The 22869-nt window shown below is 72.4% G+C and carries 19 protein-coding genes; 7 read left to right on the forward strand and 12 right to left on the reverse strand.

All coding sequences use genetic code 11. The features are described 5' to 3' along the window. Positions 1 to 18: 18 nt before the first annotated feature. On the forward strand, positions 19 to 1443 hold the full coding sequence (gene gad, locus ABTX18_RS11675) for a glutamate decarboxylase (RefSeq protein WP_352123072.1): 1425 nt from the start codon (positions 19 to 21) through the stop codon (positions 1441 to 1443). A 28-nt stretch (positions 1444 to 1471) separates the two neighbouring features. On the opposite strand, the gene ABTX18_RS11680 is transcribed toward gad, so the two are convergent. Genes ABTX18_RS11680 through ABTX18_RS11690 form a run of 3 tightly spaced genes read right to left on the reverse strand, consistent with a single transcriptional unit; the run spans position 1472 to position 4549 of the window. After that, positions 1472 to 2107 (reverse strand): PadR family transcriptional regulator, encoded by a 636-nt coding sequence (locus ABTX18_RS11680; RefSeq protein ID WP_352122553.1) that lies wholly within the window; start codon positions 2105 to 2107, stop codon positions 1472 to 1474. A 48-nt stretch (positions 2108 to 2155) separates the two neighbouring features. Further along, entirely contained in the window at positions 2156 to 3613 is a 1458-nt protein-coding gene (locus tag ABTX18_RS11685; RefSeq protein ID WP_352122554.1) for an aldehyde dehydrogenase family protein, read from the reverse strand. A 54-nt stretch (positions 3614 to 3667) separates the two neighbouring features. Beyond that, complete coding sequence (locus tag ABTX18_RS11690; RefSeq protein WP_352122555.1) at positions 3668 to 4549, reverse strand: Sco1979 family transcriptional regulator; 882 nt, start codon at positions 4547 to 4549, stop codon at positions 3668 to 3670. 331 nt (positions 4550 to 4880) lie between these two features. On the opposite strand from ABTX18_RS11690, the gene ABTX18_RS11695 reads away from it, so the two are divergent. Next, on the forward strand, positions 4881 to 5381 hold the full coding sequence (locus tag ABTX18_RS11695) for an ATP-binding protein (RefSeq protein WP_352122556.1): 501 nt from the start codon (positions 4881 to 4883) through the stop codon (positions 5379 to 5381). A 42-nt stretch (positions 5382 to 5423) separates the two neighbouring features. Here the strand turns inward: ABTX18_RS11695 and ABTX18_RS11700 are convergent, their stop codons facing one another. Continuing rightward, a complete protein-coding gene (locus ABTX18_RS11700; RefSeq protein WP_352122557.1) occupies positions 5424 to 5666 on the reverse strand; it encodes a DUF397 domain-containing protein in 243 nt (80 codons plus the stop codon). 251 nt (positions 5667 to 5917) lie between these two features. On the opposite strand from ABTX18_RS11700, the gene ABTX18_RS11705 reads away from it, so the two are divergent. Beyond that, positions 5918 to 6412, forward strand: a complete 495-nt coding sequence (locus ABTX18_RS11705; RefSeq protein ID WP_352122558.1) for a hypothetical protein — start codon at positions 5918 to 5920, stop codon at positions 6410 to 6412. A gap of 32 nt (positions 6413 to 6444) precedes the next feature. Here ABTX18_RS11705 and ABTX18_RS11710 read toward each other — a convergent pair whose 3' ends face one another. From ABTX18_RS11710 to ABTX18_RS11720, 3 genes are all read right to left on the reverse strand, one after another. Continuing rightward, positions 6445 to 8598, reverse strand: a complete 2154-nt coding sequence (locus ABTX18_RS11710; RefSeq protein ID WP_352122559.1) for an FUSC family protein — start codon at positions 8596 to 8598, stop codon at positions 6445 to 6447. 144 nt (positions 8599 to 8742) lie between these two features. Then, on the reverse strand, positions 8743 to 9918 hold the full coding sequence (locus ABTX18_RS11715; RefSeq protein WP_352122560.1) for a DUF2786 domain-containing protein: 1176 nt from the start codon (positions 9916 to 9918) through the stop codon (positions 8743 to 8745). Between the two features lie 80 nt (positions 9919 to 9998). Then, positions 9999 to 10910: an NADP-dependent oxidoreductase gene (locus ABTX18_RS11720; RefSeq protein ID WP_352123073.1), complete on the reverse strand. Its 912-nt coding sequence runs from the start codon at positions 10908 to 10910 to the stop codon at positions 9999 to 10001. 145 nt (positions 10911 to 11055) lie between these two features. Between ABTX18_RS11720 and ABTX18_RS11725 the strand changes: the two genes are divergently transcribed. Next, entirely contained in the window at positions 11056 to 12762 is a 1707-nt protein-coding gene (locus ABTX18_RS11725) for a bifunctional 3'-5' exonuclease/DNA polymerase (RefSeq protein ID WP_352122561.1), read from the forward strand. A gap of 112 nt (positions 12763 to 12874) precedes the next feature. On the opposite strand, the gene ABTX18_RS11730 is transcribed toward ABTX18_RS11725, so the two are convergent. After that, positions 12875 to 13729, reverse strand: coding sequence for a dioxygenase family protein (locus ABTX18_RS11730; RefSeq protein WP_352122562.1), 855 nt, complete (start codon positions 13727 to 13729; stop codon positions 12875 to 12877). A 44-nt stretch (positions 13730 to 13773) separates the two neighbouring features. Then, positions 13774 to 15141, reverse strand: a complete 1368-nt coding sequence (locus tag ABTX18_RS11735) for an alpha-lytic protease prodomain-containing protein (protein WP_352122563.1) — start codon at positions 15139 to 15141, stop codon at positions 13774 to 13776. A 176-nt stretch (positions 15142 to 15317) separates the two neighbouring features. On the opposite strand from ABTX18_RS11735, the gene ABTX18_RS11740 reads away from it, so the two are divergent. After that, positions 15318 to 16001: a phosphotransferase gene (locus ABTX18_RS11740; RefSeq protein WP_352122564.1), complete on the forward strand. Its 684-nt coding sequence runs from the start codon at positions 15318 to 15320 to the stop codon at positions 15999 to 16001. Between the two features lie 12 nt (positions 16002 to 16013). Here the strand turns inward: ABTX18_RS11740 and ABTX18_RS11745 are convergent, their stop codons facing one another. Next, a complete protein-coding gene (locus ABTX18_RS11745) occupies positions 16014 to 18509 on the reverse strand; it encodes an FtsX-like permease family protein (protein ID WP_352122565.1) in 2496 nt (831 codons plus the stop codon). Then, positions 18503 to 19237, reverse strand: a complete 735-nt coding sequence (locus ABTX18_RS11750; protein ID WP_352122566.1) for an ABC transporter ATP-binding protein — start codon at positions 19235 to 19237, stop codon at positions 18503 to 18505. Before ABTX18_RS11750 ends, ABTX18_RS11745 begins: the two co-directional genes overlap by 7 nt. Before the next feature lie 133 nt (positions 19238 to 19370). On the opposite strand from ABTX18_RS11750, the gene ABTX18_RS11755 reads away from it, so the two are divergent. Both ABTX18_RS11755 and ABTX18_RS11760 read left to right on the forward strand, forming a co-directional pair. Further along, on the forward strand, positions 19371 to 20690 hold the full coding sequence (locus ABTX18_RS11755; protein WP_352122567.1) for a sensor histidine kinase: 1320 nt from the start codon (positions 19371 to 19373) through the stop codon (positions 20688 to 20690). A 2-nt stretch (positions 20691 to 20692) separates the two neighbouring features. Next, a complete protein-coding gene (locus ABTX18_RS11760) occupies positions 20693 to 21334 on the forward strand; it encodes a response regulator transcription factor (RefSeq protein WP_352122568.1) in 642 nt (213 codons plus the stop codon). A 35-nt stretch (positions 21335 to 21369) separates the two neighbouring features. Here ABTX18_RS11760 and ABTX18_RS11765 read toward each other — a convergent pair whose 3' ends face one another. Next, positions 21370 to 22458, reverse strand: coding sequence for an acyltransferase family protein (locus ABTX18_RS11765; RefSeq protein ID WP_352122569.1), 1089 nt, complete (start codon positions 22456 to 22458; stop codon positions 21370 to 21372). Positions 22459 to 22869 lie beyond the last annotated feature (411 nt).

Below are 22869 nucleotides of genomic sequence, written 5' to 3' on the forward strand. Positions count from 1 at the left end.
GCGAAGGGCAGGCCCGCGATGCCGCTCCACAAGGGCGCCACCCACACCACCGAACCGTCCGACGCCCGGCGCCGGCTCGCGCTCAATCCGTTCTTCGGGGAGGCCGACCCGACCGCCGGCATGGAGTCCGCACCGCCGCGCCACAAACTGCCGGACCGGCCGCTGCCGCCCGACACCGCCTACGGCCTCGTCCATGACGAGCTGATGCTCGACGGCAACTCGCGGCTCAACCTCGCCACCTTCGTCACCACCTGGATGGAACCCCAGGCCGGTGTACTGATGGCCGAGTGCCGCGACAAGAACATGATCGACAAGGACGAGTACCCGCGCACCGCCGAACTGGAACGGCGCTGCGTGGCGATGCTCGCCGACCTCTGGCACGCCCCCGACCCCTCGACGGCCGTCGGCTGTTCGACGACCGGCTCCAGCGAGGCCTGCATGCTGGCGGCCATGGCGCTCAAGCGCCGCTGGGCCGCCAAGAACGCCGACCGCTACCCCTCGACCGCCCGGCCCAACCTGGTCATGGGGATCAACGTGCAGGTCTGCTGGGACAAGTTCTGTACGTTCTGGGAGGTAGAGCCGCGCCTCGTCCCGATGGAGGGCGACCGCTTCCATCTCGACCCGCAGGCCGCCGCAGACCTCTGCGACGAGAACACCATCGGCGTCATCGGCATCCTCGGCTCCACCTTCGACGGCAGCTACGAACCCATCGCCGAACTCTGCGCCGCCCTCGACGCCCTCCAGGAGCGCACCGGACTCGACATCCCCGTCCACGTCGACGGCGCATCGGGCGCGATGGTCGCACCGTTCCTGGACGAGGACCTGGTCTGGGACTTCCGCCTCCCCCGGGTCTCCTCGATCAACACCTCCGGGCACAAGTACGGCCTGGTCTACCCGGGCGTCGGCTGGGCCCTGTGGCGCTCGCCCGCCGAACTGCCCGAGGAGCTCGTCTTCCGGGTCAACTACCTGGGCGGCGACATGCCCACCTTCGCGTTGAACTTCTCCCGGCCGGGCGCACAGGTCGTCGCGCAGTACTACACCTTCCTGCGGCTCGGCCGGGAGGGCTACCGGGCCGTGCAGCAGGCGGCCCGGGACGTGGCGACGGGGCTGGCGGAGAAGATCGAGGCACTCGGCGACTTCCGGCTGCTCACCCGGGGCGACCAGCTGCCCGTCTTCGCGGTGACGACCAAGCCGGAGGTGACGGCGTACGACGTCTTCGACGTGTCCCGCCGGCTGCGCGAGCGCGGCTGGCTGGTGCCGGCGTACACCTTCCCGGCCAACCGGGAGGACCTCTCCGTGCTGCGGATCGTGTGCCGCAACGGCTTCTCCTCCGACCTGGCGGACATGCTGCTCCAGGACCTGCGGCTGCTTCTGCCGGAGCTGCGCAGCCAGGACCATCCGCTGAGCCGGGACCACGGGCCCGCGACGTCGTTCCACCACTGAGGGCGGGCGGCCGAGGTCCTGGAGCCGGTCAGCGTGCGTCGTCGGCGGAGCCGGCCCCGTACGGATTCTCCTCGCCCTCGGCCAGCACGCCGACGAACGGGTCGCCCTCACCCGCGAAGGTGTACGCCCCGCCCTCGATGCGCTCGATCAGCCCCCGCGTCCACTGCGCGCCGGAGTCAGCCGAGTGCACCCACATGTTCATGATCTCGCCGATGTGTCCGATCGACTCGGGCCCCGCCTCGGGCGTGTAGTACTCGGTGACCGAGGTCCGCCACCGGGCGAGGCCGGCCACCCGCTCCTTGAGCAGGGCCACCGCTTCGGCCCGCTCCAGGTCGACGATCCCGCCGAGCCCGGCGGACAGCACGTCCAGTTTCTGGTCGTACGAGGTCAGCGCCGCGCGCAGCAGCGTGAAGTACTCCTCGTTGCCCCGTTCGGTGATCTCGTACTCGGTGCGGGGCGGGCCGCCCACCGTGCTCGGGGCGACGTCATGGGCGAGCAGGACGCCCTGCTTCGCCATCTGCTTCAGTGCGTGGTAGATCGACCCCGGCTTGGCGTTCGACCACTCGTGCGCGCCCCAGTACTCCAGGTCGTTGCGGATCTGATAGCCGTGGGCCCGGCCGTGCTGCCGCACGGCGCACAGGACCAGCAACCGGATCGCCGACATCCCGCCCACCTCTCTACTCAACTTTGACGAGAGTAGCGGTGCGGGGATTCACAGGGGGAACGTGCTCCGGCCGTGCTGGATGGAGATCCACTTCTGGGTGGTGAAGGCCTCCACCGCCGCCTCGCCGTTCAGCCGGCCCGTCCCCGAGTTCTTCTCGCCGCCGAAGGCGACCAGCGGATCGTCCTGGACGGTGGCGTCGTTGACGTGGAACATGCCGCTGTCGATCCGCCGGGCGAAGCGCACCCCGCGTTCGGCGTCGGCGGTGTGCACGGCGCCGCTGAGTCCGTAGGGGCTGTCGTCGGCGATCCGTACGGCCTCCTCCTCGCCGTCGAACTCGATGAGCAGCGCCACCGGGCCGAAGATCTCCTGGGTGAGCAGCGGGGAGCCGGCCGGGAGCCCGGTGAGCACGGTGGGCTCGACGAGATTGCCTCGGGTGCGGCCGCGGACCGGCGCCGAAGCGCCCTCCGCGAGCGCCTGGTCGACCAGGGCGGTCAGCGCGTCGGCGTGGAAGGTGCTGATGACCGGGCCGATCTGCGTCTCGGGATCGCGTGGGTCGCCGGTGCGGAGCGCGGCCACCCGGGCGACGAACTTCTCGGTGAACTCGGGGGCGACGGCGCGGTCCACCAGGATCCGGTTGGCGGCCATGCAGACCTGGCCCTGGTAGACGAAGCGGCTGAAGACGGCGGAGTCGACGGCGTAGTCGATGTCCGCGTCGTCGAGCACCACCAGGGCGCTGTTCCCGCTGAGTTCGAGAACGGTGCGCTTGAACAGTGCGCCCGCCGTCGCGGCGACATGGCGGCCCACCCGGTCCGATCCGGCGAAGGAGATCGCCTTGGGGACGGGGTGCTCGATGAACGCGTCGCCTATCTCGGCTATGTCGGTGACGACGACGTTGAGCAGCCCGGCCGGCAGCCCGGCCTCCTCGAAGATCCGGGCGATCATCCCGCCGCCGGTCACCGGAGCGTTCTGGTTGGGCTTGACGACGACCGCGTTGCCGAGCGCCAGGGCCGGCGCGACGGACTTCATCGTCACCAGGAAGGGGAAGTTGAAGGGGCTGATGACGCCGACGACGCCGACCGGAAGCCGGTAGAGGCGGTTCTCCTTGCCGTCCGCCGCGGAGGGCAGGAGCCGGCCCTCGGCATGCAGCGCCTGGTGGGCCGCCTCGCGCAGGAAGGCCTGCGCGGCACTCAGTTCGTACAGCGCCTTCGCGCGGGTGCCGCCCAGTTCGTCGATGATCGCGTCGACGATGTCCTCGGCCAGCTTCTCGGTGACCCGCAGGGCGCGGTCCAGAACATCCCGGCGCTCGTACGCACTCGTGCGGGCCCAGTCCCGCTGGGCGCGCTCGGCGGCGCGGTAGGCGCGGTCCACCTCGTGCGCCGTGGCGACGGTGATGGCGGCGAGCTTTTCCCCGTTGTAGGGGTTGAAATCGATGATGTCCCACGAGCCGGTGCCGGTGCGCCATTCACCGTCGATGTACTGGGCAGCCAGCTCATGGAAGAAGGACATGCGATCCCTTACTGCAGGTGCAGACTCCTGTCGGTACGTCATCGTACTGAAATATCAAGAGAGTTGGAGAAGTCCGCGGAGCAGATCGCGACTCTCCTCCGGCCCCGGGCTCTCCGCGTGGAGCCGGACCATCGCCTTTTCGTACTGGGCGACTTCTTCGGCCTTGTCCACATAGAGCGCACTTGTCAGTTGCTCCAAATAGACAATGTCCGACAGATCGGATTCCGGGAATCGCAGCATCGTAAAGGCGCCGCTCTCGCCCGCGTGCCCCCCGAAACTGAACGGCATCACCTGGAGTGTGACGTTCGGCTGCTCCGACATATCGATCAGATGCCGCAATTGGGCGCGCATGACCTCTCGTCCGCCATACGGGCGGCGCAGCGCCGCCTCGTCCAGTACGGCGTGGAAGCGGGGGGCCCGTTCTGAGACGAGAGCCTTCTGCCGGGCCAGCCGCAGGGCGACCCGGCGGTCGACCTCGGCGGCGGGGGCGCCCCGCATGCCCCGCGAGACGACCGCGTGCGCATAGTCCTCGGTCTGCAACAGCCCGTGCACGAACTGGACTTCGTAAATCCGGATGAGCGAGGCCGCGCCTTCCAGGCCGATGTACGTCTGGAACCAGCCGGGCAGCACGTCCCCGTAACTGTGCCACCAGCCCGCCACGTTGGCCTCACGGGCCAGGCCGAGCAGGGAATCGCGTTCCGCCTCGTCCGTGACTCCGTAGAGCGTGAGCAGGTCTTCGACGTCCCTGGCCTTGAAGCTCACCCGTCCCAACTCCATGCGGCTGATCTTCGATTCGGAAGCCCGGATGGAGTAGCCGGCCGCCTCACGCGTGATGCCGCGCGAGTCCCGCAGCCGCCTGAGCTGTGAGCCCAGCAGGATGCGCCGCACCACGGATCCACTCGACTCGCCTGCCGCCACTGGCCCGGCCCTCCCCATCGCTTCCTCGGCATCGGAGCCCCCCGAACCCCAAGAGCCGGATTCTGCCATCAAAACGCTTCAGCCCGTACTCATTCGATTACGGAAATGGGAAGACTTTGGGGTGGTCCCGAAACTCCGCACGGGAAGAAATGAGCAAGAACCGGCACGGGATCGGACAGGTCAGGCGCGTGCACGTGCATCTGCCCTTGCATCTGCTCTGCGCATTCGGAACCATGGGCGTCGCGCACCTGCGTGCTCGTTCGTGATGTGCCGCTGTACCCGCGTACGTCCAGTACCGGTACAGCCGCGATTCCTGGGAGTGCCTCGCATGGGGACGAATGGATCGACGATGCTCGAGCCGTTACGGCAGGGTCTTCCCCCCATCGATCCCTCCGCCGTCTCCGGATCGGCCACCTGCGCGCTCCCCGCCCGCTACGAAGCCGTCGGCGGCGCACGGCAGTTCACCCGGGCGACCCTGAACGGCTGGGACCTGAGCGAGCGCTTCGACGATGTCGCGCTCGTCGTGTCCGAACTGGTCACCAACGCCCTGCGGCACGCCCTGCCCGCCGGCGCCGCGCGCGAGCCCCAGGACCCGCCGGTCCGGCTGCACCTGATGCGCTGGACCTCGCGACTGGTGTGCGCGGTGCGCGACCCCAGTCAGGCGAGCCCCGTCGCGTCCGAGGCGGAGGACTCGGCCGAGTCGGGACGCGGGCTCTTTCTGGTGGACTCCTTCAGCGACTGCTGGGGGTGGCACCCCTCACCCGTACTGACGACGGAGAGCACGGCCGGCGGACCGGCATCACGGGGAAAGGTCGTCTGGGCGCTCTTCCGGCTGTCCGACCCGGCGTGACGCGCCGCACCGCCGGGGAACAACCCGCCGGCGTGGCGGCGCTCAGGCGTCCGCTATGAGGTGGTCGAACTCGCCGTCCTTCACGCCGAGCAGCAGCGCCTCTATCTCCGCGGGCGTATAGACCAGCGCCGGCCCGTCGGGGTGGCGAGAATTGCGCATCGCCACATCGCCGTCGGGCAGCTTGGCGAACTCCACGCAGGAGCCCTGGGAGTTGCTGTGCCTGCTCTTCTGCCAGACGACTCCGCGAAGCTCTGTGGCCGCCATGCCGTTGTACACGTGGTGCACAGGACGCTCCCCGAGTTGCAAAGTGCAAGTGTCAACTGTCTCGGATCATAGCTGTGTTCAATTTCCCGTGCATGAGCGGATGCATGCGCAGATGCACGTGCACGCGGGGTGTTCCCTCGGTTACAGCACTCCTCGCAAGAAAGACGAACGAGAAGCCTGTTCGGCTCCCGATTCCGGCAGTTGGCGGTTCCGCCCCGGTTGCGACTCACTGGTAGCTTGGACGGTCATTCGTCTTCCAGGGGGAATTCAGCATGTACAAACTCGTACGTACCGGCACCGTCATCGCCACCGGACTTCTGGCCGCGATCACCCTCGCCGGGTGCAGCAGCGACAGCGGCAAGGAGGAGGCGGACAAGGGCTCCGGCGCCTCCGCCACCCCGGCGCCCGCCGGAAGCTCCAGTGCCGGCACCGGCCCCGGGGCGGGCGACGACGCCGGTGGCGGCACCAAGGCGCTGGAGGGCGCCTGGGCCGGTCAGACCGACGGCAAGGCCGTGGTGCTGTCCGTCGCATCCGGGAAGGCCGTGGTCGTCGCGGACTCCCATGTCTGCTCGGGCACGGTCAAGGACATGGGCAAGCCGATGCTCGCGCTGACATGCGCCGACGGCAACACCGACCGGACCATGGGAGCCATCGAGTCCAACGACGGCAAGACCGTCGTCGTCTCCTGGGACGGCGGCGCCAAGGACACGCTCGCCAAGACGGACGCCGATTCCCTCGAGGGGCTGCCCGACCTGCCGACCCCCTGACGGCCCGCCCGGGCCCCGCGCCTGACGGGCGCTCAGTCGGCGTCGGACGCGTGGGACCGGGAGCGCGAGCCGCTGTCCAGGCCCTGGGAGAACTCCTCCAGGGCTTCGAGCAGGAGGCCGGCCCCGTTCCGTACGACGGGGTCCGGCCCGCCCTCCCGCGTCCGCTCCTCCTCGTCCCACCGCTCCAGCGCCTCCCGCACCGCCGTCCAGTCCGGTACGCGCCGCTCCCGCACCGCCTTCGCCCCTCGCTCGGTGGCCCGGCGCAGCGCCTCGGCGAGCGGGGCGGCCGCGGGGACGGGGGTGGCGCCGCCCTCCGGGAGGTGCGCCTCCATCAGCATGGCGACCCGGCCGAGCTGGGCGAGCGCGTGCTGGGTGGCATCGGCTGCGGCGCGTGAGAGGCCGCGGTGGCGCACCGGTTCGTGCTGGGCCGTGGCCACCGCCTCCTGCCAGGCGACGCGGGCGTTCCGGGTGGCGAGCAGGGCCCGGCGGACGTCGTCGTGACCGCGGTAGGCCGGATCCGCGTACTGGTCGATGACGGAGGCGGCGTAACGGCCGTCCTCCTTCAGCCAGTCGCCGAGCCGGCCGCGCAGCCGCGGGGTCTCCCAGGCGGGGTAGACGGCGTACGAGATCATGGCCAGGACACCGCCGAACAGGGTCAGCAGGACCCGTTCGAGGACGGTCTGCGAGAGGTCGTCGCCGGCCATGCCCAGCAGGAAGACCACATAGGCGGCGACGCAGGCCTGGGCGACGGCGTAGCCGGTACGCATCAGCAGGTACATCAGCAGGGCGCAGATCACTGCGAGCGCGGCGGACATCCACGCCCGGGGGTGGGCGGCCTGGACGATCGCGCTGGCGGTGAAGACCCCGACGACGGTGCCGCCGAAACGCGCCACGGACCGTTCGTACGTCCGGGAGAACTCGGGCCGCATCACCATGACGGCCGCCATAGGCACCCAGTAGCCGTGGCCGTACGGCAGGGCCAGGCCGAGCAGATAGCCGGCCGCGGCGACGACGGAGACCCGGATCGCGTGCCGCAGGATCGGGGAGCCGCGGTGCAGCTCGCGGCGCATCGCCCCGATCACGATCGGCACCAGCCGCGGCAGGGTGGGCCGGGAGTGGTGCGCGACGGGGGCCCGGCCGCCCCGCCCGGCCTCGATGGCGTCAGCGGCCTCGGCGGCCCCGGCCCGCTCCTCCTTCGTGCCGTCGCCCTCGGCGGCCTCGATCACGTCGGAGAGGAGTGCGGTCAGCCGGTCGGCGGCGCGGAGCGGGGGGCCGGTGAGCAGCGCGCCGGTGTCGGGGGTCTTCAGCGCGGCGACGGCGGGCGCGGGAAGGCGCACCGGGTCGCCGTGGCGGATCGCCCGCGCGGCCGCGTCGAGCAGGGAGGCGGCGGCGGCGAGGAGCTCGCGGACGCGGTCGCGTTCGGGGCCCTCGGCCGGGACGCCCATCGCCGGGTCCGCGAGTGAGGCGAGGACCGGCCGGAGCCGCTCGGCGGCACCGCGCGAACCGTGCAGTTCGGCGGGGCGGCGGCGGGCCTGGCGGGCGGTGACGGCGGCGGCCTTGCGGGCCTCCATCAGGGGAGCCGGGTCGAAGTGCGCGACCGGGTCGTGGCGCAGCCTGCGGGCGTAGTCGGCCTCGGCGGCCAGCGCGTCGGCCAGGGCGTCGCGCTGGGCGCCCCATCGGCGGATCGGGAAGACGACGATCAGCACCGCCTGGGCGACCCCGCCGACCGTGATCATCAGGGCGTGCAGGGCCGCCTCTGCGACGGAGGTGGGCAGGGTGACCGTCACCACCATGATCGCCACGTTGGACGCGGCGATGATGCCGGCCGTCGGACCGGCCGCCCAGGCCAGCCCGGCGAGGAACGTCCAGAGGACCAGCAGGGCCAGGAAGAGGACGAGGCGGGAGCCGGTGACGTAGCCGAGGAACGTCGACGCGCCGAGGCTGAAGCCGGAGACCAGGGCGAGCACCGGGCGGGGGCGCCAGCTGCGCTGGAACGTGGCGATCGCCGCCTGGAAGGCGCCGAAGGCGGAACTGGCGGCGACGACGGGCCCGAAGAGGGCGAGCGTCACCCCGAGCACGAGTGCCAGACCCGCCGCGCCGCGCAGCGCGATCAGCGGTTCGAGGCGCGCCCTCTCGATCGTCAGCCCCGAGCGCGCGGTCTCCCTCAGCGCCCGGAGCCAGCTCATGCGCAGAGCCTAGCCGGAATCGGCGGTATGCCCGTGTTGTCGGGTTCGGCTCTCCGGCTTGCGGGTGGGGCGTCGCGGATTGCTGGTGGGGCGTCGCGGATTGCTGGTGGGCCTGGGGGGGGCGTCGGTCGGCAGGCCCGCACCTCAGTCGGAGAGCTCCGGCCCGGCCCCGCCCATCCTGGCCCGGTCCGCCGCAGCCGTCCCGTGGGTCCAGCCGTCCAGGTCCGTGGCGCCGCGGACCCGGGTGGTCGTCGTCTCGGGGAACATCTTCTCGGCCGTGTCGGTGACCGCGACGTCCCGGGCTGCCAGCACCGGCAGCAGACCGGACCCGGCGGACGGCTCACCCATGGCGGCACCTTCGGCGTCGGCCTCGGCGGTGGCGCGGGCCGTGCCGTCGGCCAGGCGGCGGCCCAGCCGCTGGGCGTAGGCCATCAGGAAGGACTGCCGGAAGGTCTTGGTCCGTTTGCGGCCGCCGGCCCGCTGGCCCGCCTCGGCCCGGGTCATCGCCGCGGTGCCCTGGACCAGCAGCGAGGTGTACAGCAGCTCCACTGCCTCCAGGTCGGACTCGAAGCCGACCACCGTCGAGAAGCCGAGGTCGCTGTTCCACATGGCCCGGCAGCGGTTCGCCGAGGCGACGGCGTCGAGCAGGATCGCCTTGGCCGTCTCGTACGGGGCGTCCACCCCGATCCGGCAGGCGCCGGGCACACTGCCGCTGTGCGTACGGGCCGCCAGCACGGCCTCGTCGATGCTGTGCCGGGCCATCAGCTCCTGCGCCTTGGTGGTGAGCGCCTCCGCCTCCTCCGGGAAGCCGGTCGCCTCGGCCTTGGCCAGCAGCGCGCGGATCCGGGTCAGCATGCGGGGTTCGCCGTGCGCCGGCGGCAGGTGCAGGGTGTCCCGCAGAGCGCCGGGCGGCGGTCCGACGGGCTCGATCACCGGCAGCCGGAGCAGCAGCCGGTAGAGCCCGAGGAGTGCGGAGGCGTACGAGAACCGGTCCGGCCGCCCCGCAGGCGGCGCGGCGGGCAGTTCGTCCAGCTGGGCCTGCCAGCGGGGCGGCAGCACCTCGTAGCGCCGGACCTCCGAGCGGATCAGCCCGGCGGCCAGACCGGCCGCGTGCTCGTCCAGTTCGCGCCGGACGACGCGTACGAGGTCGGCGGGCAGCCAGCCACGGTCCCAGGCGCGCCGGACGAACTCCTCGCCCCGGCGCACCAGCTCCGCGTCGGACGCCGGGTCGGCGGCGAGGAGGGACGCGCCGGTGTCGAGGCCCGAGTCGCCGTCCGCGTACAGGGCCGCCGCGAATGCCTGGTCGATCACCGGTTCCATGAGGTCAGGGTAGGCGGGGCGGGGCCGGCGGAATTCATCCACACCCTGTGGAGAACGTGCGCCGCCCGCCTGCCCACGCCTCACGGCAGCAGGACGACCTTCCCCCGTACGTGCCCCGCCTCGCTCAGCGCCTGCGCCTTCGCCGCTTCCGTGAGCGGGAACGTCTCGGCGACGGGAATCCGCAACTCGCCGACGGCCGCGAGCCGGGCGTGCCCGGCCAGCCGTTCCCCTGACCGGGAGCCACCGCCGGAGAACGCCACGCCGTACTTCCCCGCCTCCGGGTCGGCGATGGTGACGATGCGGTCGGTGGTGCCGCCGCGCAGTTCGATGGAGTCCGGCAGCGCGCCGCGACCCGACGCGTCGAAGACCGCGTCCACACCCTGGGGAGCGACTTCGCGCACCCGGCCGACCAGCCCGTCCCCGTACGCCACCGGCGTCGCACCGAGCACCCGCAGGTAGTCGTGGTTGCCCGGGGACGCCGTGCCGATCACCGTCGCGCCGCGGGCCGCCGCCAGCTGGACCGCGGCCGATCCGACGGCGCCGGCCGCCCCGTGCAGCAGCAGGGTCTCCCCCGCCTCCACGGCCAGTTCGTCCAGGACGCGCTGGGCGGTGTTCGACGCGATGGTCAGCGCGGCCGCGTCAGGCCAGCTCAGCCCCTCCGGCTTGGGGGCGACGAGCGCGGCCTCGGCCAGGGCGTACTCGGCGTAGGAACCGGTGGCACTCCAGCCCAGCACCTCGTCGCCCACCGTGACATCGGCGACCCCCTCGCCGATCGCGTCGACCACCCCCGCGAACTCGACGCCGGGAATCGCCGGGAGAGAGGTCGGGAACACGTCCTCCATCCAGCCGCGCCGGATCTTGTAGTCCATCGGATTGACCGCGGCGGCCCGGACCCGCACCCGCACCTGCCCGGGGCCGGGATGAGGGTCCTCGACCCGGGCCGGGTGCAGCACCTCGGGTCCGCCGAACTCCTCGAAAACGATCGCTTCCATCGTGTCGCCTGCCTCCTCGTCGCAACGGAATCCGGACCGGGGCGTGTCCTGGAATGCGCCCGCCCGGGCCCGGATCCATCCTTCCAGCCGGTCCCCTCCCGCGCGCTGCGCCTCGCTGTCAGTGGCGGGTGCCAGACTCGAATCCATGACCGAACGCTGGGCTGTGGCCGTGACGGAGAGCGGTGGCGCGCGCCTCGTCCCGCTGGACCGCACGGGCCACCCCACCGCTCCGGTCGTGAGCGAACCGGATCTCGCCGAGTCCGTCCGTTCCCGGCCCGGAGTCACCCGCTGGGTGTGGCGGTCGACGGCCGAGGTCTACCCCCGGCTGCTGGCCGCCGGCGTCCCGGTCGCGCGCTGTTACGACATCGAGGTCGCCGAGTCCCTCCTGCTGGGCCATCAGGGCCGGCTCGGCGAACCCCGCTCCGCCGCGGCCGCCCACGCCCGTCTGCTGCACGGCCCGGTGCCCCCCGACCCGCCACCGCGCTCCGCGGTGCGGGGCTCCCAGTCCTCCCTGTTCGAGCCGCAGTCGGGGACGGATCTGCCGTTCGACGCCCTGCTCCAGGTCTACGCCGACCAGCTCGCCCGCCATGACGCCACGGACCGGCCGGGCCGGATGAGCCTGCTGACGGCCGCCGAGTCCGCCGGCATGCTGGTCGCCGCCGAGATGAACCGCGCCGGCCTGCCCTGGCGAGCGGACGTCCACCGCGAGCTGCTGCACGAACTGCTGGGCGAGCGGTACGCGGGCGGCGGCGAGCCCCGCAAGCTGGCCGAGCTGGCGGACGAGGTCTCCGCCGCGTTCGGCCGCAGGGTCCGCCCCGACCTCCCCGCCGATGTGGTGAAGGCCTTCGCACAGGCCGGGATCAAGGTGCGCTCGACCCGGCGCTGGGAGCTGGAGGAGCTGGACCATCCGGCGGTGCGGCCGCTCGTCCAGTACAAGAAGCTGTACCGGATCTGGACGGCCCACGGCTGGAGCTGGCTCCAGGACTGGGTGCGCGACGGCCGGTTCCGCCCCGAGTACCAGCCGGGCGGCACGGTCAGCGGCCGCTGGACGACCAACGGCGGCGGGGCGCTGCAGATCCCCAAGGTGATCCGTCGGGCGGTGGTCGCCGACGAGGGCTGGCGCCTCGTCGTCGCGGACGCCGACCAGATGGAGCCGCGGGTGCTGGCCGCGATCTCGCGCGACCGGGGCCTGATGGAGGTGGCGGGCCATGACGGCGACCTGTACACCGCGCTGTCCGACCGCGCCTTCCACGGCGACCGCGACCACGCCAAGATCGCCCTGCTCGGCGCGGTCTACGGCCAGACGTCGGGGGACGGCCTGAAGAATCTGGCCGCCCTGCGCCGGAGGTTCCCGGACGCGGTCGCCTATGTGGACGACGCCGCGAAGGCCGGCGAGGAGGGCCGTCTCGTACGGACCTGGCTGGGCCGGACCAGCCCGCCGGCAGCCGGCGGCGAGGACGAGGGGGAGGCCGGAATCCCGCAGGAGAGCGACGCCCCGCCGGCGGACGGCTCCGAGGCGGACCGAGGGTTCACCCCGGGGTACGCCTCGTCCAACGCCCGTGCCCGCGGCCGCTTCACCCGTAACTTCGTGGTGCAGGGCAGCGCGGCCGACTGGGCGCTGCTGCTCCTGGCCGCGCTGCGGCAGTCCCTCGCAGCGGCCGGGCTCCGGGCCGAACTGGTCTTCTTCCAGCACGACGAGGTGATCGTGCACTGCCCCGAGGAGGAGGCCGAAACCGTCGTGGAGGCGATCCGGGCAGCGGGCGAACTGGCCGGGCGGACCGCCTTCGGGGATACACCGGTGCGCTTCCCGTTCACCACGGCGGTGGTGGAACGCTACTCGGACGCGAAGTGACCGGCGCCCGGGATGGGGAGGATCCGGTCCGGGCCGAGCGCGGCGCGTGCCCCGGGGAGAGAGCCCGGGGCACGCGCGCGGCGGTGGTGCGTGCCCCCGCCGTTCTGCCCGTCTACCCGCGTGCCCACAACGCGGGGACGTTGGGCGGCTCCCAGCCGGTCAGGGCGGTGTGAGCCTGCAGACAGCGGTAGGCGACCCCGCCGTACGTGACGCGGTCGCCCGCGTTGTAGAGCACCCCGGCGGCCCAGCTGCCGCCCGGACCGGTCGGCGGGTCCGTCGGGTCGGTCGGCGGATCGGTCGGGTCCGTCGGGTCCTGTGCGACGTCGAGGACGAAGTCGAAGGTCCCCTCCTTCGCGGAACCCACGGACCGCACATTCATCAGGAGCGCCGGGTCGTACAGGGTGTCGGTGTTGTTGCGCGGTTCACCCGGGAAGTACAGCTGCGTGGTGAGGATGCCCGAGCCGGGTGCCTGGGCTTTCACATGGATGTGCCGGGTGCGCCCGGGATACAGCCCCGCGACGACCGTCGTGAGCGTGAAGGCGCCGGACTGATTGGTGAACTGGTGCCCGCGGAAGGCGTATCCGCTCATGTCGTACGTGCCGTTGGTGTCGGCCTGCCAGAAGTCGAGGAGCACTCCGGGGATCGGCCGGCACGCGCGGCCGAAGACGTAACCGCTGACCGTCAGCCGGACTCCGGGCGTGTTGGCGGTCACCAGGCTGGTGCGGAGAGGTGAGTTGGGCTTGAAGTAGGGGCCCTCCATCTGGTCGTGCGTGGGGTCGTCGCCGTCGTCGCAGTCCGGGGTCGGGGCGAGCGGCAGCACTCCGGCGGAACCGGTGTCGCGAGCCAGCGCGACCCCGCCCCCGGCGAGCAGCGGGACGGTGGTGGCGGCGAGCGCCGCCTTGAGGAGGTTCTTACGGCTGATGGGCCGGTCACCGGCAGAGCCGCCGGAAGTCGGATCGGGAGTCATGGCTGCTTCCTCTGGGTGGGGGGTGGCGGGCACGTGCGAACGCTCTACAAGGCCTGCCAGAGGGCGGGGACGTTCGGGGGCGTCCAGCCGGGCTGCGCCTGGTGTCCCTGGAGGCAGCGGTAGCTGCCGGAGCCGTACGTCACGACGTCACCGGCGGTGTATGCCGTCCCGGCCGCCCAGCTGCCGCCCGGATCGGTCGGCGGGTCCGTCGGGTCGGTCGGCGGATCGGTCGGGGTGCCGCTGGTGACCAGGGTCAGCCCGTACGCCTGCAGCGCCGGGTTCACCGGCTGGAAGTACGTCGTGCCGCCCTGGGAGCAGTTGCCGGTCCCGCCCGAGGTGACGCCCTGGGCCTGGCTGCCGGAGACGAACGAGCCGCCGGAATCGCCCGGTTCGGCGCACACGTTGGTCCGGGTCACCCCGGAGACGGTGCCCTGCGGGTAGGTGACACTGCTGTTGCGCTGCTGGACCGTGCCGCAGTGCCAGCCGGTCGTCGAGCCGGAGCGGCAGACCGACGAACCCTCCAGCGCCTCGGTGGATCCGGTGACCGTCACATCGCCGTTGCCGTAGCCGTTCACCAGCGGGCGGGGGGTCCAGTTGGTGTTCACGGCGACCCAGGAGTAGTCGCGGCCGGGGAAGGTGGAGCCCTGGAAGGAGCCCTGGGCCTGCTGGTTGTAGCCGCTGGTGCTGACCCCCGGGGTTCCGCAGTGCCCGGCACTGACGAAGCCGCCCTGGGTGCCGCGCTTGACGGGAAAGCCGATGGAGCAGCGTCCGGAACCGTTCATGTAGTACGCGTCGCCGCCCCGCAGATCCGCGAATGTCCGGGGCTGACCGCTGGGCTGCGTGAGCGTCACCAGGTTGCGGGCCACGCCCGCCGCAGCCAGGAAGGAGTCGGCGGCGCCCCGGCCGGCCTCGACGACGACACGGTTGGTGGCGACGTCGACGTACCAGACGGGCACGTTCTGCGGCGCCTTGTGCAGCGCCACCCGGTCGAGGGCGGCCTTGGCGGAGGTGAGTGCGGCCAGGCTGTGGTCGACGACGACGGGCCGGGCGCCCGCCTCCGCGATCCGGCCGGTGTCCGAGGCATGGGTCGTGGCGACGGTCAGCTCCGCCGCCGCACCGCTCACGCGGGCTCCGGCGAATCCGGGGCCGAGCGAGCGCCGCAGTCCGGCGGCCACGGCGGCGGCACGGGTCTCGTTGCCGATCCGTTCCGTCGCCTGGTCGGCGTCAAGTCCGAGATCGCGCTGCATCGCCGTCAGCAGACCGGGCGAGAGCCGGTCGGCACCGGCGGGCGACAGGTGGGGGGAGGGGTCGGCGGACGCGGAGCCGGTCAGTCCGGCCAGCGCGAGCGCGCCGACGGCCACGGTGGCGGTGCACGCGGCCAGCGCACGTCTGCGGAGCATGGATCTCTCCATGGAACTCTCCTTGGCTTCGGGGGAATTGCCGCCAACGTAGCCGCGTACACGTCAGCTCCAGGAGATCCCGTCCGCCCCATCGCGCGACGTTATGGGGCGGCCCTGACCGGCGGCGACAGGGCGGAACACGCGCGATCGCCCTCCCCGCCCACGGCCCGCGCGAGTAGGTTCCTCTCATGCGAATAGGCCAGAGGCTGGGCAGCGGGCGCTCCGCCGACGTATACGAACTGGACGAGCAGTGGGTCCTGCGGCGTTACCGCGACGGGCTGGACGCCACCCGCGAGCTGCCCGTCATCTCCTACCTGTCGGCCTCGGGCTACCCGGTCCCCCGGCTCGGCCCGCGGCCCCCTTCGGCCGGCCCCGGCGATCTGATCCTGCAGCGGCTGACCGGGCCGACGATGCTCGAGTCCCTGGTCAGCGGCGACATGGACGGAGCCGAGGGATCCGCCGTGCTGGCCCGTCTGCTCACCGATCTGCACACCGTCCCGGCCCGGCTCTCGCAGGATCCCGCGGACCGGATCCTCCACCTCGACCTGCATCCGGACAACGTGATGCTGACGGCCGACGGCCCGATGGTGATCGACTGGAGCAACACCGAGGAGGGCCCGCCCGCCCTGGACCGGGCCATGTCGGCGCTGATCCTGGCCCAGGTGGCCGTCGATCCTGACCACCCGGCGGCCGACGGCGCACGCGAGCTGCTGACCGCCCTGGTGCCCCACCTCCTCCTGGCGGAGGGCGGCCTCCCGGACCGCCACCTCGCCGGCGCGGCGGCCCGCCGCGCCGCCAACCCGACGCTGAGCCCGGCCGAACGGGGCCTGATCGGCGAGGCGGTGGCCCTGGTCACCGCGCTCTCGCAATAGGGCCCGGGCCGATTACCCTGCCGTTCCCGCGAGTTCGACCGGCCTGGTGCGCAACGCGAGCGAGGCGGGCAGCACCGCGGCGACCACGGCCACCAGCGCGCTCACCGCGACGACCGAGCCGATGGTCCCCCACGGGGCGACAACGGCCGAGTGGACGTCGAGCAGCCCCAGTGCGGTCCGTACGCCGAGCAGGTTCAGCGCGGCCACCGCTCCGCCGAGCACCGCGCCCACCGCCACCACGACCAGTGCTTCCGCCCCCACGAGCCGCAGCACCTGCGCCTTCGTCGCCCCGGCGAGCCGGAGCACCGCCAGGTCGCGCACCCGGTCGGAGGTGGCCATGACCTGTGTGTTGGCCAGGGCGATGCCCGTGTACACCAGGGCGATGAGCAGGATCATCAGCAGCCCCAGGCGGGTGTTCTCGCCGGTCCGCCGGTGGTCCTCCGCCAGCCATCCGGCCCTCGTCGCGACCACGGCACCTGTCCCCCGGGCGGCCGCCTCCAACTGCGCCGCGACGGCCGAAGGCCCGCCACCGCCCACGGCCTTGACGTCGATCCGGTCGACCGCGGCGCCGCCGGCGTTGCGCGGGGTCACGTACACGCCGTTGTTCCCTGTGCCGGTGCTGAGCACGGCCGCCACCCGCAGGGTGACCTTGCGGCCGTCGGCCAGCCAGACGCCGACGCGCTCGCCCACCGTCGTGGTCATCCACTCCTTGTTGACGACGAGGGAGTTGTCGTCGAGGTCCGCGAGACTGCCCGCCACCACGGGCAGCGCCGAGACCGCCCCCACGTCGGCCGGATCCACGGCCCGCGCCTCGGAGCCGACCAGGGCCGTGCCTTCCTCCAGCACGGTCACGGAGGTGGACCGCGAGGCGCTGACGACGACGCCCGAGATGTGCCGGACGCGCTCGACGAACTGCGGGGACAGCGCGCCGTCCCCGCCGCCGGACGTGACCACGAAGTCCGCGGTCAGTTGCGTGCGCCCCTCGGTGGCCCGGGCCTCGGCGAGGGTGGCCGTCGTCCCCATCAGCGAGGCGGCCAGCGCCACGGTGAGGATCACCGGAGCCGCGACGGCGGCCGTGCGGCGCAGTCCGGCGGAGGCGTTCTCCCTCGCCAGTACGCCGGTGGCACCGGGCAGTTGGGCGGGCAGCCAGGCGAGGAAGCGGGTGACCGGCCGTACGAGAACGGGTGCGAACAGGGCGAAGCCGACGATGAACAGCATCGGCTGGGTGACGTACGTCTTGCGCTTGAGGACGCTGCCGGGGTCCTGCACGAGGGCGATGCCGAGCAGAACGGCCCCGGTCAGCAGGACGGCCGCGCCGGCCAGCACCCGGCTCAGCGGCATCGAGCCGCTGTCGACGGCCGATTCGCGCAGCGCCTCGGCCGGCGCCACCCTGCCTGCCCGGCGCGAGGCGGCGACCGCGCCGGCCAGTGCGACGGCGAGTCCGGTCCAGAAGGCGGTGTGCAGCGGCCAGTTCTGGTCGCCGATCGCGAACCAGCGGGGCGCGATCCCCTCGCCCGTCATCCAGGAGGCGAGCCGGGGCGCACCCAGGAGGCCCAGCCTGCAGCCCGCGGCCGAGGCCAGTACGCCGATGACGAGCGCTTCGGCGTAGACCGTCCGCCGGACCTGGCCGGGGGTCGCGCCCGCCGTGCGGAGCAGGCCGAACTCGCGGCGGCGCTGGGCGACCGCGAAGGAGAACGTGGAGGCGACCACGAAGACCGAGACGAACGCGGTGATGCCCGCGGCCGTGCCCAGCAGGGCGTTCACGGAGACGAGCGCCTCGGCGTCCCGGTCCGGGTCGGGGTCGGCCCGGCGGCGGTCGTCACCGGTGAGCACCGCCATCCGGTCCTCCCGGTCCACGACCGCGCGCACTGCCGCCGGATCCGCGTGCATCACCACGGCGTCGAGGTGCGGGGAGATCCGGGCTGACTCGGCCGCGGTGAAGAACACAGCGGTCTCGAACCCCTTGGGGCGCACCGTGCCGACGACCGTCCGGGCCCCGGTCCCCGCAGCGGTGGTGACCGTGATCCGGTCCCCCGTACGCACATCGGCGCCGCCCCCCGCGGTGACGACCACCTCTCCGGCGGCGGCCGGGGCCCGTCCGGCGGACAGCCGGTAGGGGGTGGCGGCCGCGACCGGCCACGGGTGGCCGACCGTCGCCCCGCCGTCCCCGTCGAGGCGCGCGGCGCCGGTGGAGACGGGGAACGTGCGGTCCTCGACCGTGGGGCCGAGCCGCGCGAGCGCCGCGGCGAGTTCCGCGGGGACGGCCCGGGGCGACGTCAGCTCGCGGGTCCGGACGCCGCTCGGAGTACGTACGCGCAACCGGTCCTCGCCCCGGACGACGACGGGTGCGGCGGCGAACCGCTCGGGCCCGTGACGCGGGGCGTCGAACGTGGCCGCGAGGGCCAGCCCGGTGGTGGCGATGATCCCCACGCCGAGGGCCAGGGCGAGGAAGGAGCCGACGAAGGTGACCCATCGGGTCCGCATGCCGCGCAGCGTGAGGCTCAGCACGAGGCCACCGCCATCCGCGTCATGCGCGCCGCGACCTGCTCGGCGGACGGGGCGGACAGCTCGTCCCGCACCCGGCCGTCGGCGAGGAACAGCACCCGGTCCGCGTACGAGGCGGCGACCGGATCGTGCGTCACCATGATCACCGTCTGGCCGCCGTCGACCATGGTGCGCAGCAGCGACAGCACCTGCCGCCCGGTCGTGGAGTCCAGGGCGCCGGTGGGTTCGTCGCCGAACAGCACATCGGGCCGGGTGATCAGGGCGCGGGCCAGGGCCACGCGCTGCTGCTGCCCGCCGGACAGCTCACCGGGCCGGTGCCCGGCCCGTTCCCGCAGCCCGACCCGCTCCAGTACGTCCAGTACGCCGGCCCGCTTCGGCCGGCGGCCGGCCAGCCTCAGCGGAAGGGCGACGTTCTGCTCGGCGGTCAGCGCGGGAAGGAGGTTGAACGCCTGGAAGACGAAGCCGATGCGGGTGCGGCGGAGCAGCGTCAACTTCCGCTCGCTGAGTCCGGTCAGTTCCGTGTCGCCGAGAAACACCTGTCCGCCGGTGGGCCGGTCGAGACCGGCGGCGCACTGGAGCAGGGTCGACTTGCCGGATCCCGAGGGGCCCATGACGGCGGTGAACGTGCCCCGGGGGACGTCCAGGCAGACCCCGTCCAGCGCGGTCACCGCGCCGGTGTTCGTGCCGTAGGACCGGGTGACCGAGCGGAGTCGGACAGCTGCGTGATTCATGACGCCCACTCAACCGGCGCCGCCCCTGCCGCACATCGCAGGGAGCGGGAGTCCTGGGGGTGGAGGTAGCTCCACCCCCGGGCTCCATCTCGCCGGGTGGTCCGCCCCACCGGACCCGGCCTACCGTTCCCCCATGCCCTCCCCCGCCGCCCCTTCCGCCGCCCCCGTGCCCTCCCCGGGCCTCGGGCAGGCCCTGCGCCGGCGCCGCTACCTGCGCAGCGCCTGGCCGTGGCGCGCCACGCTCTACCTGCTGACGAGCGTGCCCCTGGGCCTCGCGACCCTCACCGCACTCCTCCTCCTGGCGGTCGCGGGCAGCGCGCTCACCGTGATCCTGATCGGCATCCCGCTGCTCCTCACTCTCGTGCTCGCGGGCATTCCGCTGGCCGCTCTGGAGCGGCGCCGGCTGCGGCTGATCGACCCGCGGCCCCTCGCCGCGGCCCACCGCGAACCGGACGGCACCGGCCTCTCCGCCTGGCTGCGCACCCGCCTCCAGGAGCGGGCCACCTGGTGGGAGCTGGGCTACGCGCTGCTGTTCGCCCTGGTGCTGTGGCCGCTGGAGGCGCTGGCCGTGGGGACGGCGCTCGTCGTCTGCGGCGGACTGATCGCCGCCCCCGTGATGCTGGCGGCGAGCGGCGGCGAGGAAACCCGCGTCCTCAAGATCTGGCTGATCGACACCTATCCGCCGGCCTTCGCGGCGCTGCTCGCGGGACTGGTGCTGCTGCCGCTGGTCGCGTATCCGCTGGGGGTCCTCGCGGCCGGCCGGGCAGCGCTGACGCGGCAGTTGCTCTCCGCTCCGGAGGCCGGCCTCGACTCCCGGCTGCGGGAGCTTGGCCGCTCCCGGATGCGACTGGTGGACGCCTTCGAGGCGGAACGCCGTCGGATCGAACGCGATCTGCACGACGGCGCGCAGCAACGGCTGGTCGCCCTGTCCATGACGCTCGGTCTGGCCAGGCTGGAGAACCCGGCCGAACCGCTGGCCGGGCTGCTCACCAAGGCCCATGAGGAGGCCGGGGTCGCGCTGGTGGAGATCAGGGAGCTCATCCAGGGCATCCACCCCCAGGTCCTCACCGACCGCGGCCTCCAGGCGGCGGTCGAGGACGTCGCGGACCGGTCGGTGGTCCCCGTGGACGTGGCCTTCGACCTGCCGGACCGGCTCCCCCAAGCGGTGGAGACCGCGGTCTACTTCGCGGTCTGCGAGGCGCTGGCCAATGTGGCCAAACACAGTGGGGCGGGGCGTGCCCGGGTGAGCGGCCGGGTGGAGCGGCGCCGGCTGGTCATGGAGGTGTGGGACGACGGATCGGGCGGCGCCGACACCCGTGGCGGCACGGGGCTCCAGGGTGTGGCCGACCGTATCTCGGTGCTCGACGGCCACCTGCTAGTGTCCAGTCCGCCCGGCGGGCCCACGGTGTTTCGGCTGCAGGTCCCCCTCTCACCTGCGGATACGAGGACGTGAGCGTGCGCATCGTACTGGCCGAGGACAGTGTGCTCCTGCGGGAGGGACTGATCGGTCTGCTGGAGCGGTTCGGCCATCAGGTGGTGGCGGGCGCCGGCACGGCGGACGAGCTGACCGCAGCCGTGGCCGAGCACGGCCCGGACATCGTGGTGACCGATGTACGCATGCCGCCCGGCTTCTCCGACGAGGGTTTGCGCGCCGCGATCGAGCTCCGGACCCGGCAGCCGGGGCTGCCCATTCTCGTACTCAGCCAGTACGTCCAGCGTGCCTACGCCGAGGAGCTGCTCGACTCCGCCGACGGCAGGGGCGTCGGCTATCTGCTCAAGGAACGCGTCGGCGACGTCGAGGAGTTCATCGACGCCCTGCACCGGGTCGCCGCCGGGAACACGGTCGTGGACCCCGAGGTGGTCCGCCAGCTGATCCGCCGTCGCCGGGACCCGCTCGCCCGGCTGACCGCGCGCGAGCAGGAGGTGCTGGCCCTGATGGCGGAGGGCAGGTCCAACGCGTCGATCGCCGCGGCGATGACGGTCAGCGAGGGGACGGTCAGCAAGCACTTCGGCAGCATCCTCGGCAAGCTCGACCTGTCACTGGACGACACGACGAACCGCCGGGTGCTGGCGGTACTGGCCTACCTGAGGGGCTGAGGCGCAGCGGAAGCCGCTTGCCTGATCCGGGAACTTCAGGACATGAGCCGGTGCAGGCGAGGCTCGACGAGAGGCCGGAAGATCCGCTGCACGACAGCGGTCATCAGCAGGACGGCGACAACGGCGGCCACAGCGGTCAGCGCGACTTTGCCCCACGGTGAATCCAACCGGGAGTAGACCCCGGCGTCCACAGCCGCACGGTAGAGCAGCGGGTGCAGCAGGAGCGCGTACATGGTGCGCGTGCCCATGACCGTGTACCACGTCGTGCGGTTGGGGACGAGAGAGAAGAACGCCGCCGTCATGACCGCCGCGGCGACGAACAGCGCGATCCGCATGAAGAACCAGAACGAAAGCGATACGTGCAGCTCGGTGTAGTCGTGCCGCCAGCTGAACCATTCCCACTCGGCCAGCCGCGGAGCCACCACGTAGGAGGCGGGCAGCGCCAGGCACAGCACCACGGCCGAGACCACCCTGATGTGCCGGGAGCGCAGCCACTCGAAGTGCTCCCTGCGCAGTTGCAGACCCAGCACGAAGAAAGGGAGGAACTGGAGCACCCGGGCGAACTGCAGGATGTTCCCATTACTGGTGAGACCCGAAAGCATCGAGATCACGACAGCGACGGCCACCGGCCAACGCACAGCCCGCCAGACGGGGGCTGTGATGCGCCAGATGAACAGGGCGACGAGGAACCAGCACACGAACCAGGGCTGGAGGACGGTGATGTCGATCTCGCCCTCGTCGAGGACGTACTGCCGGACGAGGGCGTACAGGGTCTCGAAGATCAGATACGGGACCAGAACTCCGGTAATCAGCCGCTTCACCTGATCCGGGCGCGCGGTGAAGCTACGGGAGAGGTAGCCGGAAAGCACGATGAAGGCCGGCATGTGGAACGAGTAGACCCAGGCCGCCGCCGACCTGACGGCATCGCTGTGGTTGATCCAGTCGGCCCAGAAATGCGCGCAGACCACAAGGACGAGCAGCAGGAACTTGGCATTGTCGAAGAAGGGATCCCGGCTGCCCCGACCAGGCGCGGGCGCAGTCGACCGCTCCGGTGCGGGGGACGCTGCCAGCACGGCTCTGCCGCCTGCCGGCCCCGGTATCTCCCCGCCCATGGGGCTCGTCATCCGCCGCCTCCTTCATCACCGCTGCTGATCGGGTCCATTGCAGCGGCGCAGAGTGCCGGAGACCGGCCCGGGCGGCGATCATACACATCAGCCCCTGCCGGACGGCACCGAAGAGACCCCGCACCGCCCCACCGTTCTCCCCTCCCGGCCACCGGCCGGCCACCAGGCGTGCGAGGCGGGCCCGGTACCGGCCCTGCCGAGTCCGGGCATGAAAAAGCCCCAGGTCACGGCGAGTGAGTCCTGGGGCTGATCCGAGCCGCCTTCGGGATTCGAACCCGAGACCTACGCATTACGAGGGCCTGCACGATCGTCCCGGACGGTGCCACACGATGCCGCAGAATCCCGTTTCCGCTGACCAGAGAAGCGCGGTCCCGGTTCGCGTGACACCGAGTCCGCCCTCGTGCTCGCCGG

Source organism: Streptomyces sp. NPDC096323, from assembly GCF_040302845.1.
Lineage (GTDB): Bacteria > Actinomycetota > Actinomycetes > Streptomycetales > Streptomycetaceae > Streptomyces.

Excerpts from the sequence above, each read along its gene's own strand:
- ABTX18_RS11715 (WP_352122560.1), bottom strand. The coding sequence starts at position 9,918 with ATGGAACCGGTGATCGACCAGGCATTCGCGGCGGCCCTGTACGCGGAC.
- ABTX18_RS11690 (WP_352122555.1), bottom strand. The coding sequence starts at position 4,549 with ATGGGGAGGGCCGGGCCAGTGGCGGCAGGCGAGTCGAGTGGATCCGTG.
- gad (WP_352123072.1), top strand. The coding sequence starts at position 19 with ATGCCGCTCCACAAGGGCGCCACCCACACCACCGAACCGTCCGACGCC.
- ABTX18_RS11755 (WP_352122567.1), top strand. The coding sequence starts at position 19,371 with ATGCCCTCCCCCGCCGCCCCTTCCGCCGCCCCCGTGCCCTCCCCGGGC.
- ABTX18_RS11705 (WP_352122558.1), top strand. The coding sequence starts at position 5,918 with ATGTACAAACTCGTACGTACCGGCACCGTCATCGCCACCGGACTTCTG.
- ABTX18_RS11735 (WP_352122563.1), bottom strand. The coding sequence starts at position 15,141 with ATGGAGAGATCCATGCTCCGCAGACGTGCGCTGGCCGCGTGCACCGCC.
- ABTX18_RS11730 (WP_352122562.1), bottom strand. The coding sequence starts at position 13,729 with ATGACTCCCGATCCGACTTCCGGCGGCTCTGCCGGTGACCGGCCCATC.
- ABTX18_RS11685 (WP_352122554.1), bottom strand. The coding sequence starts at position 3,613 with ATGTCCTTCTTCCATGAGCTGGCTGCCCAGTACATCGACGGTGAATGG.
- ABTX18_RS11750 (WP_352122566.1), bottom strand. The coding sequence starts at position 19,237 with ATGAATCACGCAGCTGTCCGACTCCGCTCGGTCACCCGGTCCTACGGC.
- ABTX18_RS11765 (WP_352122569.1), bottom strand. The coding sequence starts at position 22,458 with ATGACGAGCCCCATGGGCGGGGAGATACCGGGGCCGGCAGGCGGCAGA.
- ABTX18_RS11740 (WP_352122564.1), top strand. The coding sequence starts at position 15,318 with ATGCGAATAGGCCAGAGGCTGGGCAGCGGGCGCTCCGCCGACGTATAC.
- ABTX18_RS11725 (WP_352122561.1), top strand. The coding sequence starts at position 11,056 with ATGACCGAACGCTGGGCTGTGGCCGTGACGGAGAGCGGTGGCGCGCGC.
- ABTX18_RS11680 (WP_352122553.1), bottom strand. The coding sequence starts at position 2,107 with ATGTCGGCGATCCGGTTGCTGGTCCTGTGCGCCGTGCGGCAGCACGGC.
- ABTX18_RS11710 (WP_352122559.1), bottom strand. The coding sequence starts at position 8,598 with ATGAGCTGGCTCCGGGCGCTGAGGGAGACCGCGCGCTCGGGGCTGACG.
- ABTX18_RS11720 (WP_352123073.1), bottom strand. The coding sequence starts at position 10,910 with ATGGAAGCGATCGTTTTCGAGGAGTTCGGCGGACCCGAGGTGCTGCAC.
- ABTX18_RS11695 (WP_352122556.1), top strand. The coding sequence starts at position 4,881 with ATGCTCGAGCCGTTACGGCAGGGTCTTCCCCCCATCGATCCCTCCGCC.